Source organism: Paenarthrobacter sp. CM16 (genome assembly GCF_013179505.1).
Classification (GTDB): Bacteria; Actinomycetota; Actinomycetes; order Actinomycetales; family Micrococcaceae; genus Arthrobacter.
Map to the genome: position 1 here is coordinate 1 of NZ_JABMCX010000077.1, position 17,309 is coordinate 17,309.

The following is a 17,309-nucleotide window of genomic DNA, read 5'->3' on the forward strand; positions in this document are numbered from 1 at the left end:
CACCGCGCTGGACGTCACCGTCCAGGCCGATGTGCTGGATCTGCTCCGCGAGTTGCAGCAACGCCTGAACATCGGCGTGATCCTGGTGACCCACAACTTCGGTGTTGTTGCCGATCTGTGTGACCGGGTAGTTGTCATGCAGAACGGCCGGCTTGTGGAAGAGGGGACCGTCCGCGAGATCCTCCGGAACCCGAAAGAGCCGTACACGCAGACCCTGCTGGGCTCCATGCTCGAAGGAAAGACCCCTATGACCATGCTTGTATCTAAGGACAAGGAGCCTGTCGCATGAGTATCCCTTTTGACTCGTCGCAGGGGGCACCGCTCCTCGCAGTGGAGAACCTGGTGGTGGAGTACCCCAGCAAGCGATTCCGGGCCAAGCCTTTCCGGGCACTGACGGACATCAACATCACCATCGGCCAAGGTGAAACCCTTGGCCTGGTGGGAGAGTCGGGTTCCGGCAAGACCACCCTTGGCCGCGCCGTCCTGGGCTTGGCCCCGGTCACCGCCGGAAAGGTGGTCTTCGAGGGCAATGACATCAGCAACGCATCCCGAAAGGAACGCCGCACGCTGAGCCGGGACCTGCAGGTGGTGTTCCAGGACCCGTATACCTCGCTGAATCCGGCCTTGGAAATCGGTGACATCCTTGCCGAGCCACTGGGCGTGCAGGGCATGGAGGCGGGCGCTGCCAAGAAGCGTGTCAAGGAACTCCTGGACCAGGTGGGCCTGCCCACCGATGCGATCCACCGGCTGCCGCGCGAGTTCAGTGGTGGCCAGCGCCAGCGCGTCGCGATTGCCCGGGCGCTTGCCTTGTCTCCGAAGTTGATTGTCTGCGATGAACCGGTGAGCGCCCTGGACCTCTCAACCCAGGCCCGCGTGCTGGATCTCTTCCTGCAGATCCAGAAGGACACCGGCGTTTCGTACCTGTTCGTTTCCCACGACCTCGACGTCGTGCGGCACATCAGCCACCGTGTGGCCGTCATGTACCACGGCGAGATCGTGGAGCAAGGGCCCGCAGAGGTAGTCACCCGTGATCCCGAGCACCCCTACACGCAGCGGCTCCTGCTGGCCTCGCCCGTGCCGGACCCTGACCGGCAGGAGCAACGCCGGGCAGACCGTCACCGCTTGCTGGCAAGCCAACACAGCCAAATCGAACAGCAAGGTGCTGTGGCCTGAACGGCCCGGCACCCATTAGCTACCCAGGGTCCGGAAGGGCCCAAGAACCCCGGAGGAAAAAGTGGCCACAATAGGCGTCCAAGCCATGATGCTGAAGGACAGTTTTGCTGATGTTGGAGCGTTCGAAACGCTCCGCAAGGTCAGCGCGATCGGCTATAACGCCGTCGAGATTTCCCAGATCCCCATGACACCCGAGAACGTGGACGAACTGGACCGCTCCCGCACGGAACTGGGAATGGACATCGCGGCGCTGTCGGTCAACATTGAAGGCCGCAAGGGCATGCCTGTGGAATCACTGGCGGACAACTTCGACAAGATCGTGGATGACGCCAAGCGCCTGGACAGCTCCTTGCTGCGGATCGGCATGCTTCCTTTCGGAGCCATGAAATCCCTGGACTCAGTGATTGAATTCGCCAAGCAAGCCAACGGCTATGCGGAACGGCTGCAGGAACAGGGCATCAGCCTGTACTACCACAACCACCACATTGAGTTCGCGAAGTTCGACGGCAAGTACATGCTGGACATCATCGCGGAGAACTCCCCTGCGATGGGCATGGAGATTGACGTCCATTGGGTGCAGCGCGGTGGCTTGGATCCTGTGCGGACCCTGGAAAAGTATGCCGGCAAGACTGCCATGGTGCACCTGAAGGACTACAGGATCGGCCAACTGCCGGAAGCATCCTTCGGGCTCTTGGAAAAGGGCGATTTCGCCGGTTTCATGGCCGAGTTCCGGAACGTCGTGCAATTCGCCGAAGTAGGAGAGGGCAACCTGGACTTCCCCTCGATCGTTCCGGCTGCCGTGGCTGCAGGCGCACAGTACCTCCTGGTGGAGCAGGACGAGCTCTATGGGCGGACCGTATGGGATGCCCTCCAGACCTCGTACGACAACCTGGTGGCCATGGGCCACGCCGACCTTTTCTAGATTCCCACACAGGAGATTCCGTTCATGAGTAAAAAAGTACGCCTCGGCATCATCGGGTTGGGCCAGCAGGGCGGCGCCTATGCCCGGTTCATCAATGATGGGCTGGTTCCGAATATGGAGATTGCCGCCATTTGCGACGTCGATCCTGCCAAGAAGGAACTCGCAGCCTCCCAGTACCCGGATGTCCCGTTCTTTGAGGACTACATCGCGATGCTGGAGAGCGGTTCCGTGGACGCGATCGTCACGTGCGTGCCGCACTTCCTGCACCCGGAAATGGCCATCGAAACGCTCAAGCGCAACATCCATGCCTTGGTGGAGAAGCCCGCGGGCGTTTACACCAAGCAGGTCAAGGAACTCAACGAGTTCGCCGCTTCCAAGCCTGAGTTGTCCTTCGGCATCATGTTCAACCAGCGCAACAACCCGCTGTACAAGAAGCTCAAGGAAATCGTCGACAACGGCGAGATCGGCAGCATTCGCCGCACCAACTGGATCATCACCAACTGGTGGCGTCCGCAGGGGTACTACAACTCCAGCGAATGGCGCGCCACATGGGGCGGCGAGGGCGGCGGCGTGCTGGTCAACCAGGCTCCGCACCAGCTGGATCTGTGGCAGTGGATCTGTGGCGTCCCGAAGTCCGTGTACTCAAAAGTGGCGTTCGGCTTCCGCCGTGACATCGCCGTCGAGGATGAAGTGACAGCCGTGGTTGATTATGGCGACGGCGCCACCGGCGTTTTTGTGACAGCCACCCACGACATCGTGGGAACCGACCGGTTCGAAATCCTGGGCGACCAAGGGAAGATCGTGGTGGAGGACAGCAAGGTGGCCACCGTTACCCGACTGGTCAAGCCGGAACGTGAGATCAGCGACTCGATGGGCATGGACGATGTCCGCAAGCTCTTCATGGGCCAACTGAACCGGGAAGAGCTCTACAGCACGGAAGTCATTGAATTCGAGTCCGTCTGGGGCGGCCAGCACGCGGGGGTATTGGAGAACTTTGCCGCCAACATTCTGGACGGTACCCCGTTGCTGGCTCCAGGCTCCGACGGCATCAACGGTGTCCGCCTGGCCAACGCCATCCACCTCTCGGCTTGGACCGGCAAGGAAGTGTCGCTGGACTTTGACGAGGATGAGTTCCTGCACGAATTGAACAAGCGCATTGCCGAAGAGGGCAAGTTCCCCGAGAGGGCCTAGGCAAGCGACATGGGCCGGTTGCTGATTTATTTGGCAACCGGCCTGTTTTTGTTGCCAAGCAGTCTACGATGGAGCGGTGACTGACGTGACGAGTTCCGGAGCAGCAACCGCCCCCACCAAACGCGGACGGGGGGAGAAGTCCTCCGCCACGATCTACGACATCGCCAAGCTGGCGGGCGTGAACCCCTCCACTGTCTCGCGTGCCCTGAGCAAGCCCGGCCGGGTCAGCGCCAAGACGCAGAAGATCATTGAGGACGCTGCGGCAGAGCTGAACTACCAGGTGAACCCTTTCGCGCGCGCCCTGCCTACCGGCCGGACGCAGACCATTGGCCTGATCGTCGCGGACATCACCAACCCCACCTTCTTTGACATCATCCGCGGGGCGGAAACCACAGGTTCCGCCCGCGATTACACGTTGGTTCTGGCGGAATCCGCGGAGTCGCCGGAAACGGAAGTGATCGCTGCCCGCCGGCTCCTGAGCACGGTGGACGGACTCATCCTGGCCAGTCCGCGCATGGATGACGACCATATCCGTGCCTTGGCCGCGGACAAGCCCGTGGCCGTCATCAACCGCGAGGTCAAGGGCGTCCCGTGCGTGGTCCCGGACGTCAACAAGGGCATCAGCGAAGCCGTTCGAAGCCTCGCCGCCAACGGTCATGAGAACCTCGCCTACGTGGCCGGCCCCAAGCAGTCCTGGATGACGGCCCGCCGCTGGGACGGCGTCAAAGCCGCCGCGGAATGGTCCAAGCTCGGAGCAGTACGGCTCGAGTCGTCCAAACCAACGGTCGACGGCGGACGCCAGGTTGCGCGCGACGTCCTGGAAAGCGGGGCAACGGCGGTGATCACCTACAACGACCTCCTGGCCATCGGTTTGATGCAGGAACTGCAGGCCGGCGGGATGCGGGTCCCTGACCAGATCAGCATTGTGGGCTTCGATGACATCTTTGGCGCCGACTTCACCACCCCCGCCTTGACCACGGTCCGTTCGCCGTTGGGGGAGTGCGGCACCCGTGCCGTGACCATCCTGCTGGACATGCTCCAAGGTCATGACGGTCCCGATGAGGCCGTCCGGGTGGAAACCGAACTCGTGGTGCGCGGCTCCAGCGGCCGCCTGCTGGCATAGTCCCTACCTAAGCTGCTGCCCTGAACAGCCATGCAGCAACTACTTGGCAATTTTTGGCAACCGGTTGACAAAAGTTGGACCCGACCGCCAAGATTGATCTATGTCACAGTCCATCGCAGCACACCCTGACCGGCTCCTGCCCGCAGATCCCGGGACGCGCAGCATCGCGCGGTCCTTGCTGGAGCGCGTCCAGGACCTGCCCATCATCTCCCCGCACGGCCACGTTGACGCCGCAGTCATCGAGCAGAACACGCCGTTCCCGGATCCCGCCGCGCTCCTTGTCAGCCCGGACCACTACGTCACCCGCCTGATCCACGCCAACGGTGTTCCGATGGATCAGCTGCTGGCCGGCACCGCCTCCGCCCCGGACTCCCGGGAGATCTGGCGGACCTTCGTGGAGGCCTGGCCGCTGTTCGAAGGAACGGCCTCCGGATACTGGCTGCGCACGCAGTTCGACAACGTCTTCAAGCTCGGCGCAGACCTCAGCGAGCTGTCCTCCGATGCAAGCTACGACGCCATTGCCGCCAAGCTGGTGGAACCCGATTTCCGCCCGCGGCAGCTCTTCAAGGACTTCAACATCGAGGTCCTGGCCACCACGGACGATCCCCTGGACAACCTGGCCAGCCACAAAGCCCTGTCCGAGGACCCAAGTTTCAATGGCCGGGTCCTGCCCACCTTCCGCCCGGATGCCTACCTGAACGTGGCCCACCCCAGCTGGGGCGCCAATGTTGACCGGCTCATCGAGACCGCTGCTGACGGTGCCACTGGCTACGCGGGCTATATTGCGGCGCTTGAGAACCGGCGTCGTTATTTCGTGGAGCATGGCGCCGTATCCGCAGACCACGGCGTCCGCACCCCGGCCACGCTCAAACTGGATGCCGGGGAAGCCGAGGCACTCTTTGAACGGGCGCGCTCCGGCAAAGCGACGGCTGCTGACCGTGATGCGTTCGAGGCCCACATGATGTACCAGATGGCCCGGATGTCCGTAGAGGACGGCTTGGTGATGACCATCCACCCGGGCTCCTACCGCAACCACCACGGCCCCACATTCGAGTCATTCGGGGCTGACACCGGCCACGATATTCCGTTTGCCGTGAACTACACCGAGGCCGTCCGTCCGCTGCTGCAGGACTTCGGCACGGCCAAGGATTTCCACTTGGTGCTCTTCACGCTCGACGAGACAGTGTTTTCCCGCGAACTGGCGCCGCTGGCGGGCTTCTACCCGTCCGTCTACATCGGCGCACCGTGGTGGTTCCTCGACGCCCCGGATGCCATGCTGCGCTTCCGTTCTGCCGTCACTGAAACCGCCGGGTTCTCGCGCTCTTCGGGGTTCATTGACGACACCCGGGCCTTCTGCTCCATCCCGGCGCGGCATGACGCCTCGCGCAGGATCGAAGCCGCCTTCCTCGCGCGCCTCGTAGCCGAGCACCGCGTGACGGAAGACCGCGCGCACGAGCTGATTCTCGACGTCGTCGATTCCTCGCCCCGGCGGGTGTTCAAGCTATGACCGCCGAACTTCCGCGCCTTGGCCGCGACGTTGCGCCACACCCCAAAGCGCCAGTGCGCATTGTGCACCTGGGTCTCGGCGCTTTCCACCGTTCGCATCAGGCCTGGTTCACCCAGCACGCCGGCGACGCGGGGGAGTGGGGCATCGCCTCCTTCACCGGACGCCGCCCGGACGCCGCCGATGTCCTGGCCGCTCAGGACGGACTGTTCACCGTGGTGGAGCGATCCGACTCAGGCGACACGTTTGAGGTAGTGGGCAGCATCGTCGAAGCCGTGGATGGCGCCAACGTTGGCCGGCTGGTGGAATTGCTCGCCGCGCCGCAGACCTCGGTGGTCACCCTGACCATCACCGAAGCGGCATACGGCCTTGGTGCCGGCGATGTACCGCTGCTGGTCTCCGGTCAGGAACCCACGACACCGTTGGGTCGGTTGGTCCTGGGCCTCGCCGCCCGCAGGGATGCCGACGCCGGATCCCTCGCCGTGGTGTCCTGCGACAACCTCTCCGACAACGGCAACGTGGCGCGCAAAGCCGTGGTGGAACTGGCGCGGGGAGTCGACGCCGGGCTGGCGGACTGGATTGACGCCCGTGTCAGCTTCGTGAGCACCTCCGTTGACCGGATTACGCCGCGAACCACCCCTGAAGACGTTTCCCTGGTGGCCCGCGAGTGCGGCTACCGGGATGAGGCGCCCGTGGTTGCCGAGCCGTTCCGCAACTGGGTGCTCAGCGGTGATTTCCCTGCCGGGCGGCCCCGTTGGGAGGACGCCGGCGCGGTTTTCGTGGATCACATAGAGCCCTACGAAAACCGCAAGCTCTGGCTTCTCAATGGTGCCCACTCCATCCTGGCCTACGCTGGCCAACTGCGCGGACACACCACGGTTGCCGAGGCCCTGGCTGATGGCGTGTGCCTGAAAGCTGTGGAGGACTTCTGGGACGAGGCATCCAGGCACCTGGCCGGTGAGGATCTGCGCATTCCCGAGTACCGGGCGGCCCTGCTGGAGCGCTTCGGCAATTCACGGATCGCCCACCACTTGGCCCAGATTGCCACGGACGCAAGCACCAAGCTGCGAATGCGGGCCATCCCCGTACTCCGGGCTGAGCGTGAGGCCGGCCGGAGTGGTGAAGCCGCAGCCCGGATGATCGCCGTGTGGGCCGCTTTCGAGCAGTCGAATCCGGGATCGCAGGACCCACGGTCCGAGGCCGTGGCTGCAGCCAACCAGCTTTCCGGGTTGGACCGTATCGCCGCCCTGGTGTCCCTGCTGGATCCCGGGCTCGCGGGGGACCCCTCCGTAATGGAGCTGGTTCATCGCCTCAGCCAAGCATTCGCACCGCGCATGCAATCGGTTGCCACCAGTGGCAATCCGAACTAACAACCTAACCACCAGCCACATCCCGAAAGGAAAGCTGTGAAAATCATTGCCGCTGAAGTCTTTGTGACCAGCCCGTCCCGTAACTTCGTCACTCTGCGCATCACCACGGAGGACGGTGTGACAGGCATCGGTGACGCGACCCTCAACGGCCGTGAACTCGCCGTCGCCGCGTACCTCAAAGAACACGTGGCACAACTGCTGATCGGCAAGGATCCGCACCGGATCGAGGACACCTGGCAGTTCCTGTACCGCAGCTCCTACTGGCGCCGCGGCCCGGTCACCATGGCCGCCATTGCCGCCGTCGACATGGCGTTGTGGGACATCAAAGGCAAAGTTGCCGGGATGCCGGTCTACCAACTCCTGGGCGGCGCTTCCCGGAACGGGCTGCGCGCTTACGGCCACGCGTCCGGCGCTGACATTCCGTCCTTGTTCGACTCCGTGCGGGAGCACCTGGAGCTGGGCTACAAGTCCATCCGCATCCAGACCGCGGTCCCCGGCATCAAAGCTGTGTACGGTGTCGCAGCACAGGCTCAGGCCTCGGGCGAACGCTATGACTACGAGCCCGCAGGCCGCGGCAACTTCCCGCTGGAAGAAGACTGGGACACCCGCGCCTACCTTCGCCACCTGCCCACCGTCTTTGAAGCCGTACGCAACGAGTTCGGACCGGAAATCCCGTTGCTGCATGATGGCCACCACCGCATGACGCCCATCCAGGCTGCCAAGCTGGGCAAGGCACTGGAACCGTACGACCTCTTCTGGCTTGAAGACTGCACCCCGGCCGAGAACCAGGAAGGCCTGCGCCTGGTCCGCCAGCACACCACCACCCCGCTGGCCATCGGCGAAATCTTCAACACCGTGTTCGACTTCCAGACCCTCATCAAGGAACAGCTGATCGATTACGTCCGTGCAGCCTCCACCCACTTCGGCGGCATCTCGCCGCTGAAGAAAGTCATGGACTTCGCCGCCCAGTACCAGATCAAGTCCGGCTTCCACGGCCCCACGGACATCTCCCCGGTGGGCTTCGCCGCCCAGCTGCACGTCGGCCTGGCCATCCACAACTACGGCATCCAGGAATACATGCAGCACTCGGACAAGACCAACGAGGTCTTCGAACAGTCCATGACCTTCAAGGACGGCTACCTGCACCCGGGCGACAACCCCGGCATCGGCGTCGAATTCAACGAAGAAGCAGCCGCAGCCTACCCGTACCAACAGGCCTACCTGCCCTACAACCGCCTCGTGGACGGCACTGTTCATGATTGGTGAGGCTGCCATGACTGGTGAGACTGCTGCCGCTGGAGTTGCGCCCCGTCACCACATTGTGGTGATGGGCGTGGCCGGTTGCGGCAAGAGCACTGTTGGTGCCGCCCTCGCCGAGCGTATCGGCGCTGGATTTCTCGACGGCGATTCGCTGCACCCGCAGGCGAACATCGACAAGATGGCCTCAGGTACTCCGCTCAACGACGACGACCGCGCACCGTGGCTGGCTGAAATCGGCAGGCGGTTCCCGGCGTCGAACTCTGCTCTTGTCATCGCGTGCAGCGCGCTCAAGCGCTCCTACCGGGACATCATCCGCAGCGCAGATCCAACCGTGGTCTTCGTGCACCTGCACGGCACCCGCGAGCTGCTGAACGCGCGCATGACTGCCCGGCCCGGGCACTTCATGCCTGCCTCGTTGCTGGACTCCCAACTGGCTACGCTGGAACCGCTCGAGGATGACGAAGCCGGGATTGTTGTGGACATTGCACAGTCCGTGGAGGAGATCGTGAAGGAAGCACTCGCAGGTTTGAACGGCTCCGCCCAGGCGCCCGATGGAGCGTTCCTCGTGGATCTCAAAGCGGCCCCATACAACCTTGATGACGCCGCTGTGGAGTGGGTGGAAAGCACCCTTGGCTCCATGACGTTGGAAGAGAAAATCGGCCAGCTGTTCATCAACCACAACAATGACTACTCCCCGGCGTACCTGGACGGCATACTGGAGAACTTCCATGTGGGTGGCATGCGCTACCGCCCCGGCCCCTCCGCGGCAGTGCAGGAACACATCCGTTACGCGCAGTCCAAAACCCGGATCCCGCTCCTGATCGCATCCAATCCCGAGATGGGTGGAGCAGGGAGCTGCGACGACGGCACGTTCGTATCCACGCATCTTCAGGCAGGTTCGCATCCCGATAAGTCCATTGCGCGGCAGATGGGCCAGGTGGCCGGCGTCGAAACGGCAGCCTTGGGCTGCAACTGGGCCTTCGCGCCGATCGTGGACATCCACTACAACTGGCGGAACACGGTCATCTCCACGCGGGCCTTCGGCAACACTCCCGAGATCGTGGTGGAACGGGCCAAGGAGTACTTCGACGGCATCAGTGAATCCCCCACGGTCTGCGCCATGAAGCACTTTCCCGGTGACGGCATTGATGAGCGCGACCAACATGTGGTGACCTCCTACAACACCCTTGGCTATGACCAATGGAATGCCAGCTACGGGCACGTGTACCGCGAAATGATCGGGCACGGCGTGCAGTCCATCATGGTGGGCCACATCGGCGCTCCTGAGGTCTCCCGGCACTTCCGGCCGGGTTTGACGGATGCTGAGGTTCGCCCCGCGACGCTGGCGCCTGAGTTGTTGCAGGATCTGCTGCGTGGCGAACTCGGTTTCAACGGACTGGTCCTCACCGATGCTTCGCTGATGGTGGGCCTCACGCAGGCGATGAAGCGGCGCGACCTGGTGCCTGCGACTATTGCGGCCGGTTGCGATATGTTCCTGTTCTTCCGGAACCCGGAGGAGGACTTCGGCTACATGCTGGATGGCTACAAGTCCGGGATCATCAGTGAGGGACGTTTGCAGGATGCCCTGCGACGGATTCTTGGACTGAAGGCGAGCCTGGGGCTGCATCTGGCTTCCCTGGAATCGTTGGTTCCGGCGCCTGAGGCCTTGGCTGTTATTGGCAGCGAGGCTCACCGGGCTATTGCCGCGGAGATCGCCGACAAGACCGTGACGCTGGTCAAGGACACCGCTGCCAACTTGCCCATCACGCCTCAGACCCATCCGCGGATCCGTCTCTACGGCATCTCGGGCGGCGCCGACTTCACCCGTGCGGATCCTCTGGCCTACCTGGACACTGTCCGGGAAGAGTTGGAAGCGGCAGGTTTCCAGGTCAGCGTGTTCAGGACCGCCGAGCAGCGCGAAGCCGCGGGGGAGACCGGCATGAACTTCATGCGGGTTGTGTCCGAGGAAGCCACCGGCGATTATGCGGAGCGTTACGACGCCGCGTTCATCTTCGCCAACGTGAAGGGTTTTGCGCAGGAGGCCGCCATTCGGATCAAATGGTCCTCACCCATGGCTGCCGAGATCCCTTGGTACGCCACTGAGGTTCCCACGGTGTTCGTCTCCTTGAACCAGCCGAACCACTTGATCGACGTGCCCATGGTCAAGACCGCCATTCACGCGCACGCAGCAACGCGTGAGGCCATCCGGGCAACCATCCGGAAGATTCAGGGCGAATCAGAGTTCCAGGGAACGTTCAACCAGAACGTGTTCTGCGATTCGTTCGACACCCGTCTCTGATGTGAGGCGTTGGCCCGGTACCGCTTACAAGCGGTGCCGGGCTTTTCTCTTTAATGCATGCCGGTGGCCGGTGCGGGGCCGCCAATTGTGAACGCTAACAACGTTTCAAGTCAATACCCTCTGGAGTGCTTCCGGTCTGCAATCATTTCGTGATCCACGGCACTTGACCAACGGTAATGTTAGCGTTCACAATGGCATTCGCAATACCTTTTCAACGGCTTGTGCCGCCCCCAGCACGCAGGCCACATCCAGCTTTACCGTGCCGGACGCGCAGATGCTCCGGCTGCATCAGAGTTCGCGGCAATGCTGCCGCGGAAGGAGAGCATCGTGAGATTGAAGAAACTCCTGGGCGCCGTGGCGGTTGTCCTGACCCTAACGGTGGGAGCAACAGGCTGCGGCACCCGCGGTGGCACTGCTGAATCCACCAGCAGCGCCAATCCCAGCGATTCCCTGGTGGGCATTTCGATGCCCACCCAGACATCCGAACGCTGGATCGCAGATGGCGCCAACGTTGAGAAGTCGCTGAAGGACCTGGGGTACAAGACCGACCTCCAGTTCGCCAACGACGACATTCCCACGCAGGTTTCCCAGATTGAGAACATGCTGACCAAGGGCGCAAAGGCCCTGATCATCGCAGCCATCGATGGCACCACCCTGACCGATGTCCTGGCCAAGGCCAAGGAGCAGAACGTCAAGGTCATCGCTTATGACCGACTCATCAACGGAACGCCGAACGTGGATTACTACACCACGTTCGATAACTACACCGTGGGTGTCCAGCAGGCCACCTCGCTGCTGACCGGCCTGGGCCTTGTTGGTGCCAGCGGCAAGAAGGTTGAAGGCAAGGGCCCGTTCAACGTTGAATTGTTCGCCGGTAGCCCGGATGACAACAACGCCAACTTCTTCTGGACCGGCGCCATGGACACCCTCAAGCCGTACCTGGACGCAGGCACCCTGAAGGTACCCAGCGGCCAGACCAAGTTTGAGCAGGCAGCCATTCTTCGCTGGCAGGCACCCGTAGCCCAGAAGCGCATGGAAGACATCCTCACCTCGGCCTACAGCTCAGGCACCAAGCTGGACGGTGTCCTGTCCCCGTACGACGGACTGTCCATCGGCATCATCTCCGCCCTGACCAGCACTGGCGGCTACTCCACCGGAAGCCTTCCCGTGGTCACCGGCCAGGACGCCGAAAAGGGCTCCGTGAAGTCCATCATCGCCGGCGAGCAGTACTCCACCATCTTCAAGGACACCCGCCAGCTCGGCGCGCAGGCCGTCAAGATGGTAGACGCCGTCCTCAAGGGCACCGAGCCGGAAACCAATGACACCAAGACCTACAACAACAAGGTCAAGGTTGTCCCGGCGTTCCTCCTGAAGTCCGTCATCATCACCAAGGACAACTTCCAGAAGGAACTCATCGACTCCGGCTACTACACCGAAGCCGACGTCAAGTAATTACCCTTCCCGGCCTGTGGCCCCGCCGTCTTGTGCTGAATATGCAGCGCGGCGGGGCCACAGCCTCCCTTAGAGCCTGTCGAGTCCTCGGCCCGGCCAAGTTCCAACCAGTCAGCGGGAATTGACGATGAACGTACCCATTCTTCAAATGCGAGGAATCACTAAGACCTTCCCCGGGGTAAAAGCCCTGCAGGACGTCACCCTGGACGTCAACCGAGGTGAGGTTCACGCCATTTGTGGTGAGAACGGCGCCGGGAAGTCCACCCTGATGAAGGTGCTGTCCGGCGTTTACGCCCACAACACTTTCGACGGCGACATCCTCTTCGAGAACGAGCCCTGCGAGTTTTCGAGCATCACGGACAGCGAAAAGCGCGGCATCGTGATCATCCACCAGGAACTGGCACTGAGCCCGTACCTGTCCATCGCCGAGAACATCTACCTCGGCAATGAACTGGCCAAGAACGGCTGGGTGGACTGGCGGAAAACCAACCTGGAAGCTGCCAAACTGCTGGCCCGCGTGGGCCTCAGTGAAAACCCGGTCACCCCCATCCAGCACATCAGCGTGGGCAAGCAGCAGCTGGTGGAGATCGCCAAGGCATTGTCCAAGGAAGTGAAACTCCTGATCCTCGACGAGCCCACTGCGGCGCTCAACGATGAAGACTCGGACCACTTGCTGGACCTCATCCTGCACCTAAAGGGCCAGGGCGTCACCAGCATCATCATCAGCCACAAACTCAACGAGATCCGCAAAGTGGCCGACGCCGTCACCATCATCCGCGATGGCAAGTCCATTGAGACCCTGCGGCTGGACCAAGGCCAGATCACCCAGGAACGCATCATCCGCGGAATGGTGGGGCGGGACCTGGAAAGCCTCTATCCGGACCGGACGCCGAACATCGGCGAGGAAGTCCTCCGCATCGAGGACTGGACCGTCCAGCACCCCCAGGACCATTCCCGCATGGTGGTCAACAACGCCAGCCTCAACGTCCGCAAGGGTGAAGTGGTTGGCCTGGCCGGGCTGATGGGGGCCGGCCGGACCGAGCTCGCCATGAGCGTCTTCGGCCGGACGTACGGGCGGGCGGTTTCCGGGAAGGTCTACAAATACGGCCAGGAAATCAACACTTCAACAGTCTCCGACGCGATCGAACACGGCATTGCCTACGCCACCGAGGACCGGAAGCACTACGGCCTGAACCTGATCGAAGACATCAAACGGAACATCTCCATGGCCGCACTGAACAAGCTGGCCAAACGGGGCTGGGTGGACGGCAACAAAGAAACCACCGTAGCCAACCACTACCGCAAGAGCATGAACATCAAAGCGCCGTCCGTTGCTGCCATCACCGGCAAGCTCTCGGGTGGAAACCAGCAAAAAGTGGTGCTGAGCAAATGGATGTTCTCGGACCCTGACGTCCTCATCCTGGACGAGCCCACCCGTGGAATCGACGTCGGCGCCAAGTTCGAGATCTACACGATCATTGCCGAGCTCGCAGCTGCGGGGAAAGCAGTCATTGTGATCTCCTCAGAGCTTCCGGAGCTCCTGGGCATCTGCGACAGGATCTACACCCTGTCAGCGGGCCACATCACCGGCGAAGTTCCCATAGCCGAAGCCACCCAGGAAACCCTCATGCACTACATGACCAAAGAGAAGGAATAGCGAACATGTCCGCCCTACGAGAATCCCTTGGCTTCCTCACAAGCCGCCTCCGCCAGGTTGGCATCTTCGTCGCCCTGATCCTGATCGTCATCCTCTTCCAGGTCCTGACCGATGGCATCCTGCTGCAGCCGCAGAACGTCACCAACCTCGTGGTCCAGAACAGCTACATCCTGATCCTCGCCATCGGCATGGTGATGGTCATCATCGCCGGCCACATTGACCTTTCCGTCGGCTCCATTGCCGGCTTCATCGGCGCCGTAGCAGGCGTGATGATCGTCCATTGGGGCTGGGCGTGGTGGCTCGCCATCCCCGCCTGCCTCCTGGTGGGTGCTTTGGTGGGAGCGTGGCAAGGTTACTGGATTGCCTACGTGGGCATCCCGGCCTTCATCGTCACACTTGCCGGCATGTTGATCTTCCGCGGCTTGACCCTCATTACCCTCAAGAACCAGCAGATCACCCCGTTCCCGAACGAGCTCCGTGCCTTGGGCGGCGGCTTCCTCCCGGACATTTCCGGAGGTACCTCCGTGCTGGAATGGCTGACGGTCATCCTCGGCGTTGGCGGCACTGCAGCCATCCTTTTCCAGGCATTGAAAGAACGCCGGGTACGCCGCAAGTTCAACCTCGAGAATGAGCCGATGGCCTGGTTCGCCGTCAAGAACGGCTTCATCGCTGTACTGATGCTCATCATCACCTTCCTCCTGGCCAGCTACCGTGGAACCCCGATTGTCCTGATCGTCCTGGCTGTCCTGGTGATCGTCTACTCGGCGCTGATGAACAACAGCATCTTTGGCCGCCACACCTATGCGATCGGTGGCAACCTCCACGCAGCCGAGCTCTCCGGCATCAAGACCAAAAAGGTCACCTTCCGACTGTTCGTCAACATGGGTGTCCTCGCTGCCCTGGCCGGGCTGGTCTTCACGGCCCGCCTGAACTCGGCCCAGCCCGCTGGTGGTACCGGCTTCGAACTCGACTCCATTGCAGCTGCCTTCATCGGTGGCGCCGCGGTCCAGGGCGGCATCGGAACAGTTGCCGGTGCCATGATCGGCGGCCTGATCATGGGCGTCCTGAACAACGGCATGTCCATCCTTGGCCTGGGTACGGACTACCAGCAGCTCATCAAGGGGCTGGTGCTTTTGCTCGCCGTCGGGTTCGACATCTTCAACAAGAACCGGACCGGTGCCGGTGGCGGATCCTCCATGGGTCGGCGCTTCAAATGGAAGACCACGCCTCCGGCCACCGAATCAGCCCCTGCCGCCACGGCTGCGCCCGTGGGCGTGGACGCTAAGTAGGAATACATGGCACGCGGCGAACATCCGCCTCCAGCGGGGTCCCGGGCATTGTCCGGGGCCCCGCAGGCCCGGCCTCCCGTCATGGGCGACGTCGCGAAGATGGCCGGAGTGTCGCACCAAACTGTTTCCCGCGTCCTGAACAACCATCCAAATGTCAGCGGAAAAACCAGGGAACGGGTGGAATCGGCCATCGCCCACCTTGGCTACAGACGGAACACCGCAGCCCGCAGCCTGGTGACCCGTCGTTCGCGGACCATCGGCGTCCTCGCCTGTGAAACGGGCCAGTTCGGTCCGGCAAACACGCTTCTGGGCGTCGAACAGGCAGGCCGGGAAGCGGGGTACTTCGTCAGCATCGCCAATCTCCGGGAAGTAACCGGTCACAGCATCAACGATGCCGTTGCGCATTTCCGCAACCAGTCAGTGGACGGCATCGTCATCCTGGTACCGCACCCTGATGTCCTGGCCGTCCTGGGCGATGTTTCGGTACCCGTGCCGATCGTTGCAGTGGGTGCGGGCGCCGGAAACCAACTGACGGGCGCTTCCCTTGATCAACGGATGGGAGCCCGCCTGGCCGTTGAACACCTGATCGGACTGGGGCACCGCAGGATTGCGCACATTTCCGGCCCGCCGCACTGGATTGATGCCGCGGAGCGCATCAAGGGCTGGCAGGAAGCACTGCGCGCGGCCGGTCTGGATGCCGAAGTCCTCCTGGAAGGTGGCTGGGATGCCGCTTCCGGGTATCGCGCCGGACTCGATCTCCTGCAGCACAGCGCCATCACCGCCGTCTTCGTCGCCAACGACCAAATGGCCGTGGGTGTCCTCCGGGCCGTCCAGGAAGCAGGACGTCACGTGCCCGGCGACATCAGCGTGGTGGGATACGACGATCAGCCGGAAGCGGAGTTCTTCATGCCGCCGCTGACCACCATCAAGCAGGATTTCGAAGAACTGGGCCGCCGCTGCATGGAAGCGGTGCTGCAGCAATTGGACGGAGATGGAGGGAGCGGGGAACAGATGGTCAACCCGCGCCTGGTGATCCGCTCCACCACGGCCGCCCCTGCCCATGACGGGGCTCCGTTCCCACTAAACTAGGAGCCATGACTTCCTCGCCTGACACTGCAGCTGCCCGCGCCCGCCTTCTTGAACTCATCAAAGAGCTGGCGGTGGTCCGCGGCAAGGTGATCCTCTCCAGCGGCAAGGAAGCGGACTACTACATTGACCTCCGCCGCATCACCTTGCACCACGAGGCCTCCAAACTGGTTGGTCAGGTCATGTTGGCAATGATCGACGACGCCGGCGTTTCAGTTGAGTGCGCCGGCGGACTCACCATGGGTGCCGATCCCGTCGGAACCGCGGTGATGCACGCTGCCGCCGACGCCGGCCGTGCCGTGGACGCCTTCGTAGTCCGCAAAGCCCAGAAGTCCTACGGCATGGGCCGCCAGGTGGAAGGCCCCTCTGTTGAGGGCCGCAACGTCGTGGTGCTCGAGGACACGTCCACCACCGGCGGATCCGCACTGACCGCCGTCGAAGGTGTCCGTAAGGCGGGCGGCAATGTAGTGGCCGTTGCCGTGATCGTTGACCGCAACACCGGCGCCAAAGAAAAGATCGAAGCCGAAACCGGCGTTCCGTACCTCTTCGCATTCGGCAAGGACGAGCTGGGCCTCGACTAAGGAGTTTTTGTACAGCACTTGACCTTAAAGGCGCATCTTAAGGGCATCAGCTGTACATAAACTACGGGGCTGTGAGGCACCGCCTTCCGGAGCCTATGCTTGCTGCGTGGACGTTCAAGTAGGGAAGTTCCCGGCACCGGCGGAGGTGGACGAAAACCCTCCCGTGCCGGCTTTTCCTGAACCGGAAAAGGTAGAGGATCCGGGCGCATGGGCCCGGGTCCTCCCTTACGCTGCCCGCCTCAAGAAGACCTCGCGCCGCAACTTCCTCATCGCCGCCGGAGCCTCCGCCGCCCTGGCCGGGGACATGCTCTTTACCCGCCGCGTCCAAGCCGAGCGGCGTGCCACCAAAATCCTCCGGGTGCCCGATCCGTACTCGGACCTGTACTTCCCCAAAGCCAGCTG

13 protein-coding genes and 2 pseudogenes are annotated in these 17,309 nt (G+C 62.5%); all 15 read left to right on the top strand.

The annotated features are described in order from the left end of the window. Window positions 1-289: pseudogene (locus HP499_RS08870) on the top strand (ABC transporter); the annotation flags it as partial. Further along, window positions 286-1,173 (top strand): ATP-binding cassette domain-containing protein, encoded by an 888-nt coding sequence (locus tag HP499_RS08875; protein ID WP_172323729.1) that lies wholly within the window; start codon window positions 286-288, stop codon window positions 1,171-1,173. The pseudogene HP499_RS08870 and the gene HP499_RS08875, both read left to right, overlap by 4 nt. A gap of 61 nt (window positions 1,174-1,234) precedes the next feature. Then, window positions 1,235-2,095: a sugar phosphate isomerase/epimerase gene (locus tag HP499_RS08880; RefSeq protein WP_309138363.1), complete on the top strand. Its 861-nt coding sequence runs from the start codon at window positions 1,235-1,237 to the stop codon at window positions 2,093-2,095. A 24-nt stretch (window positions 2,096-2,119) separates the two neighbouring features. Continuing rightward, the gene (locus HP499_RS08885; RefSeq protein ID WP_172323730.1) at window positions 2,120-3,286 is read left to right on the top strand and encodes a Gfo/Idh/MocA family protein; all 1,167 of its coding nucleotides are present in this window, start codon (window positions 2,120-2,122) and stop codon (window positions 3,284-3,286) included. A 76-nt stretch (window positions 3,287-3,362) separates the two neighbouring features. After that, window positions 3,363-4,409, top strand: coding sequence for a substrate-binding domain-containing protein (locus HP499_RS08890; RefSeq protein WP_172323731.1), 1,047 nt, complete (start codon window positions 3,363-3,365; stop codon window positions 4,407-4,409). A 100-nt stretch (window positions 4,410-4,509) separates the two neighbouring features. After that, window positions 4,510-5,916: a glucuronate isomerase gene (gene uxaC, locus HP499_RS08895; protein WP_172323732.1), complete on the top strand. Its 1,407-nt coding sequence runs from the start codon at window positions 4,510-4,512 to the stop codon at window positions 5,914-5,916. After that, complete coding sequence (locus tag HP499_RS08900) at window positions 5,913-7,283, top strand: mannitol dehydrogenase family protein (protein WP_172323733.1); 1,371 nt, start codon at window positions 5,913-5,915, stop codon at window positions 7,281-7,283. Before uxaC ends, HP499_RS08900 begins: the two co-directional genes overlap by 4 nt. Before the next feature lie 36 nt (window positions 7,284-7,319). After that, complete coding sequence (gene manD / locus HP499_RS08905; RefSeq protein WP_172323734.1) at window positions 7,320-8,549, top strand: D-mannonate dehydratase ManD; 1,230 nt, start codon at window positions 7,320-7,322, stop codon at window positions 8,547-8,549. Window positions 8,550-8,556: 7 nt separating this feature from the next. Then, window positions 8,557-10,842 (top strand): gluconokinase, GntK/IdnK-type, encoded by a 2,286-nt coding sequence (locus tag HP499_RS08910; protein WP_172323735.1) that lies wholly within the window; start codon window positions 8,557-8,559, stop codon window positions 10,840-10,842. Window positions 10,843-11,145: 303 nt separating this feature from the next. Beyond that, window positions 11,146-12,294: a multiple monosaccharide ABC transporter substrate-binding protein gene (gene chvE / locus HP499_RS08915; RefSeq protein WP_172323736.1), complete on the top strand. Its 1,149-nt coding sequence runs from the start codon at window positions 11,146-11,148 to the stop codon at window positions 12,292-12,294. Window positions 12,295-12,421: 127 nt separating this feature from the next. After that, complete coding sequence (gene mmsA / locus HP499_RS08920; protein WP_172323737.1) at window positions 12,422-13,951, top strand: multiple monosaccharide ABC transporter ATP-binding protein; 1,530 nt, start codon at window positions 12,422-12,424, stop codon at window positions 13,949-13,951. Window positions 13,952-13,956: 5 nt separating this feature from the next. Continuing rightward, window positions 13,957-15,240, top strand: a complete 1,284-nt coding sequence (mmsB, locus tag HP499_RS08925) for a multiple monosaccharide ABC transporter permease (RefSeq protein ID WP_172323738.1) — start codon at window positions 13,957-13,959, stop codon at window positions 15,238-15,240. Window positions 15,241-15,321: 81 nt separating this feature from the next. Continuing rightward, window positions 15,322-16,329, top strand: coding sequence for a LacI family DNA-binding transcriptional regulator (locus tag HP499_RS08930; protein WP_172323740.1), 1,008 nt, complete (start codon window positions 15,322-15,324; stop codon window positions 16,327-16,329). A gap of 5 nt (window positions 16,330-16,334) precedes the next feature. Next, complete coding sequence (pyrE, locus tag HP499_RS08935) at window positions 16,335-16,907, top strand: orotate phosphoribosyltransferase (RefSeq protein WP_144652726.1); 573 nt, start codon at window positions 16,335-16,337, stop codon at window positions 16,905-16,907. Between the two features lie 106 nt (window positions 16,908-17,013). Beyond that, a pseudogene (locus tag HP499_RS08940) lies at window positions 17,014-17,309 on the top strand (alpha/beta hydrolase); the annotation flags it as partial.

Coding starts and splice junctions, on each gene's coding strand:
- mmsA (WP_172323737.1), top strand. CDS start 12,422: ATGAACGTACCCATTCTTCAAATGCGAGGAATCACTAAGACCTTCCCC.
- uxaC (WP_172323732.1), top strand. CDS start 4,510: ATGTCACAGTCCATCGCAGCACACCCTGACCGGCTCCTGCCCGCAGAT.
- HP499_RS08900 (WP_172323733.1), top strand. CDS start 5,913: ATGACCGCCGAACTTCCGCGCCTTGGCCGCGACGTTGCGCCACACCCC.
- mmsB (WP_172323738.1), top strand. CDS start 13,957: ATGTCCGCCCTACGAGAATCCCTTGGCTTCCTCACAAGCCGCCTCCGC.
- HP499_RS08885 (WP_172323730.1), top strand. CDS start 2,120: ATGAGTAAAAAAGTACGCCTCGGCATCATCGGGTTGGGCCAGCAGGGC.
- chvE (WP_172323736.1), top strand. CDS start 11,146: ATGCTGCCGCGGAAGGAGAGCATCGTGAGATTGAAGAAACTCCTGGGC.
- HP499_RS08930 (WP_172323740.1), top strand. CDS start 15,322: ATGGGCGACGTCGCGAAGATGGCCGGAGTGTCGCACCAAACTGTTTCC.
- HP499_RS08875 (WP_172323729.1), top strand. CDS start 286: ATGAGTATCCCTTTTGACTCGTCGCAGGGGGCACCGCTCCTCGCAGTG.
- pyrE (WP_144652726.1), top strand. CDS start 16,335: ATGACTTCCTCGCCTGACACTGCAGCTGCCCGCGCCCGCCTTCTTGAA.
- HP499_RS08910 (WP_172323735.1), top strand. CDS start 8,557: ATGACTGGTGAGACTGCTGCCGCTGGAGTTGCGCCCCGTCACCACATT.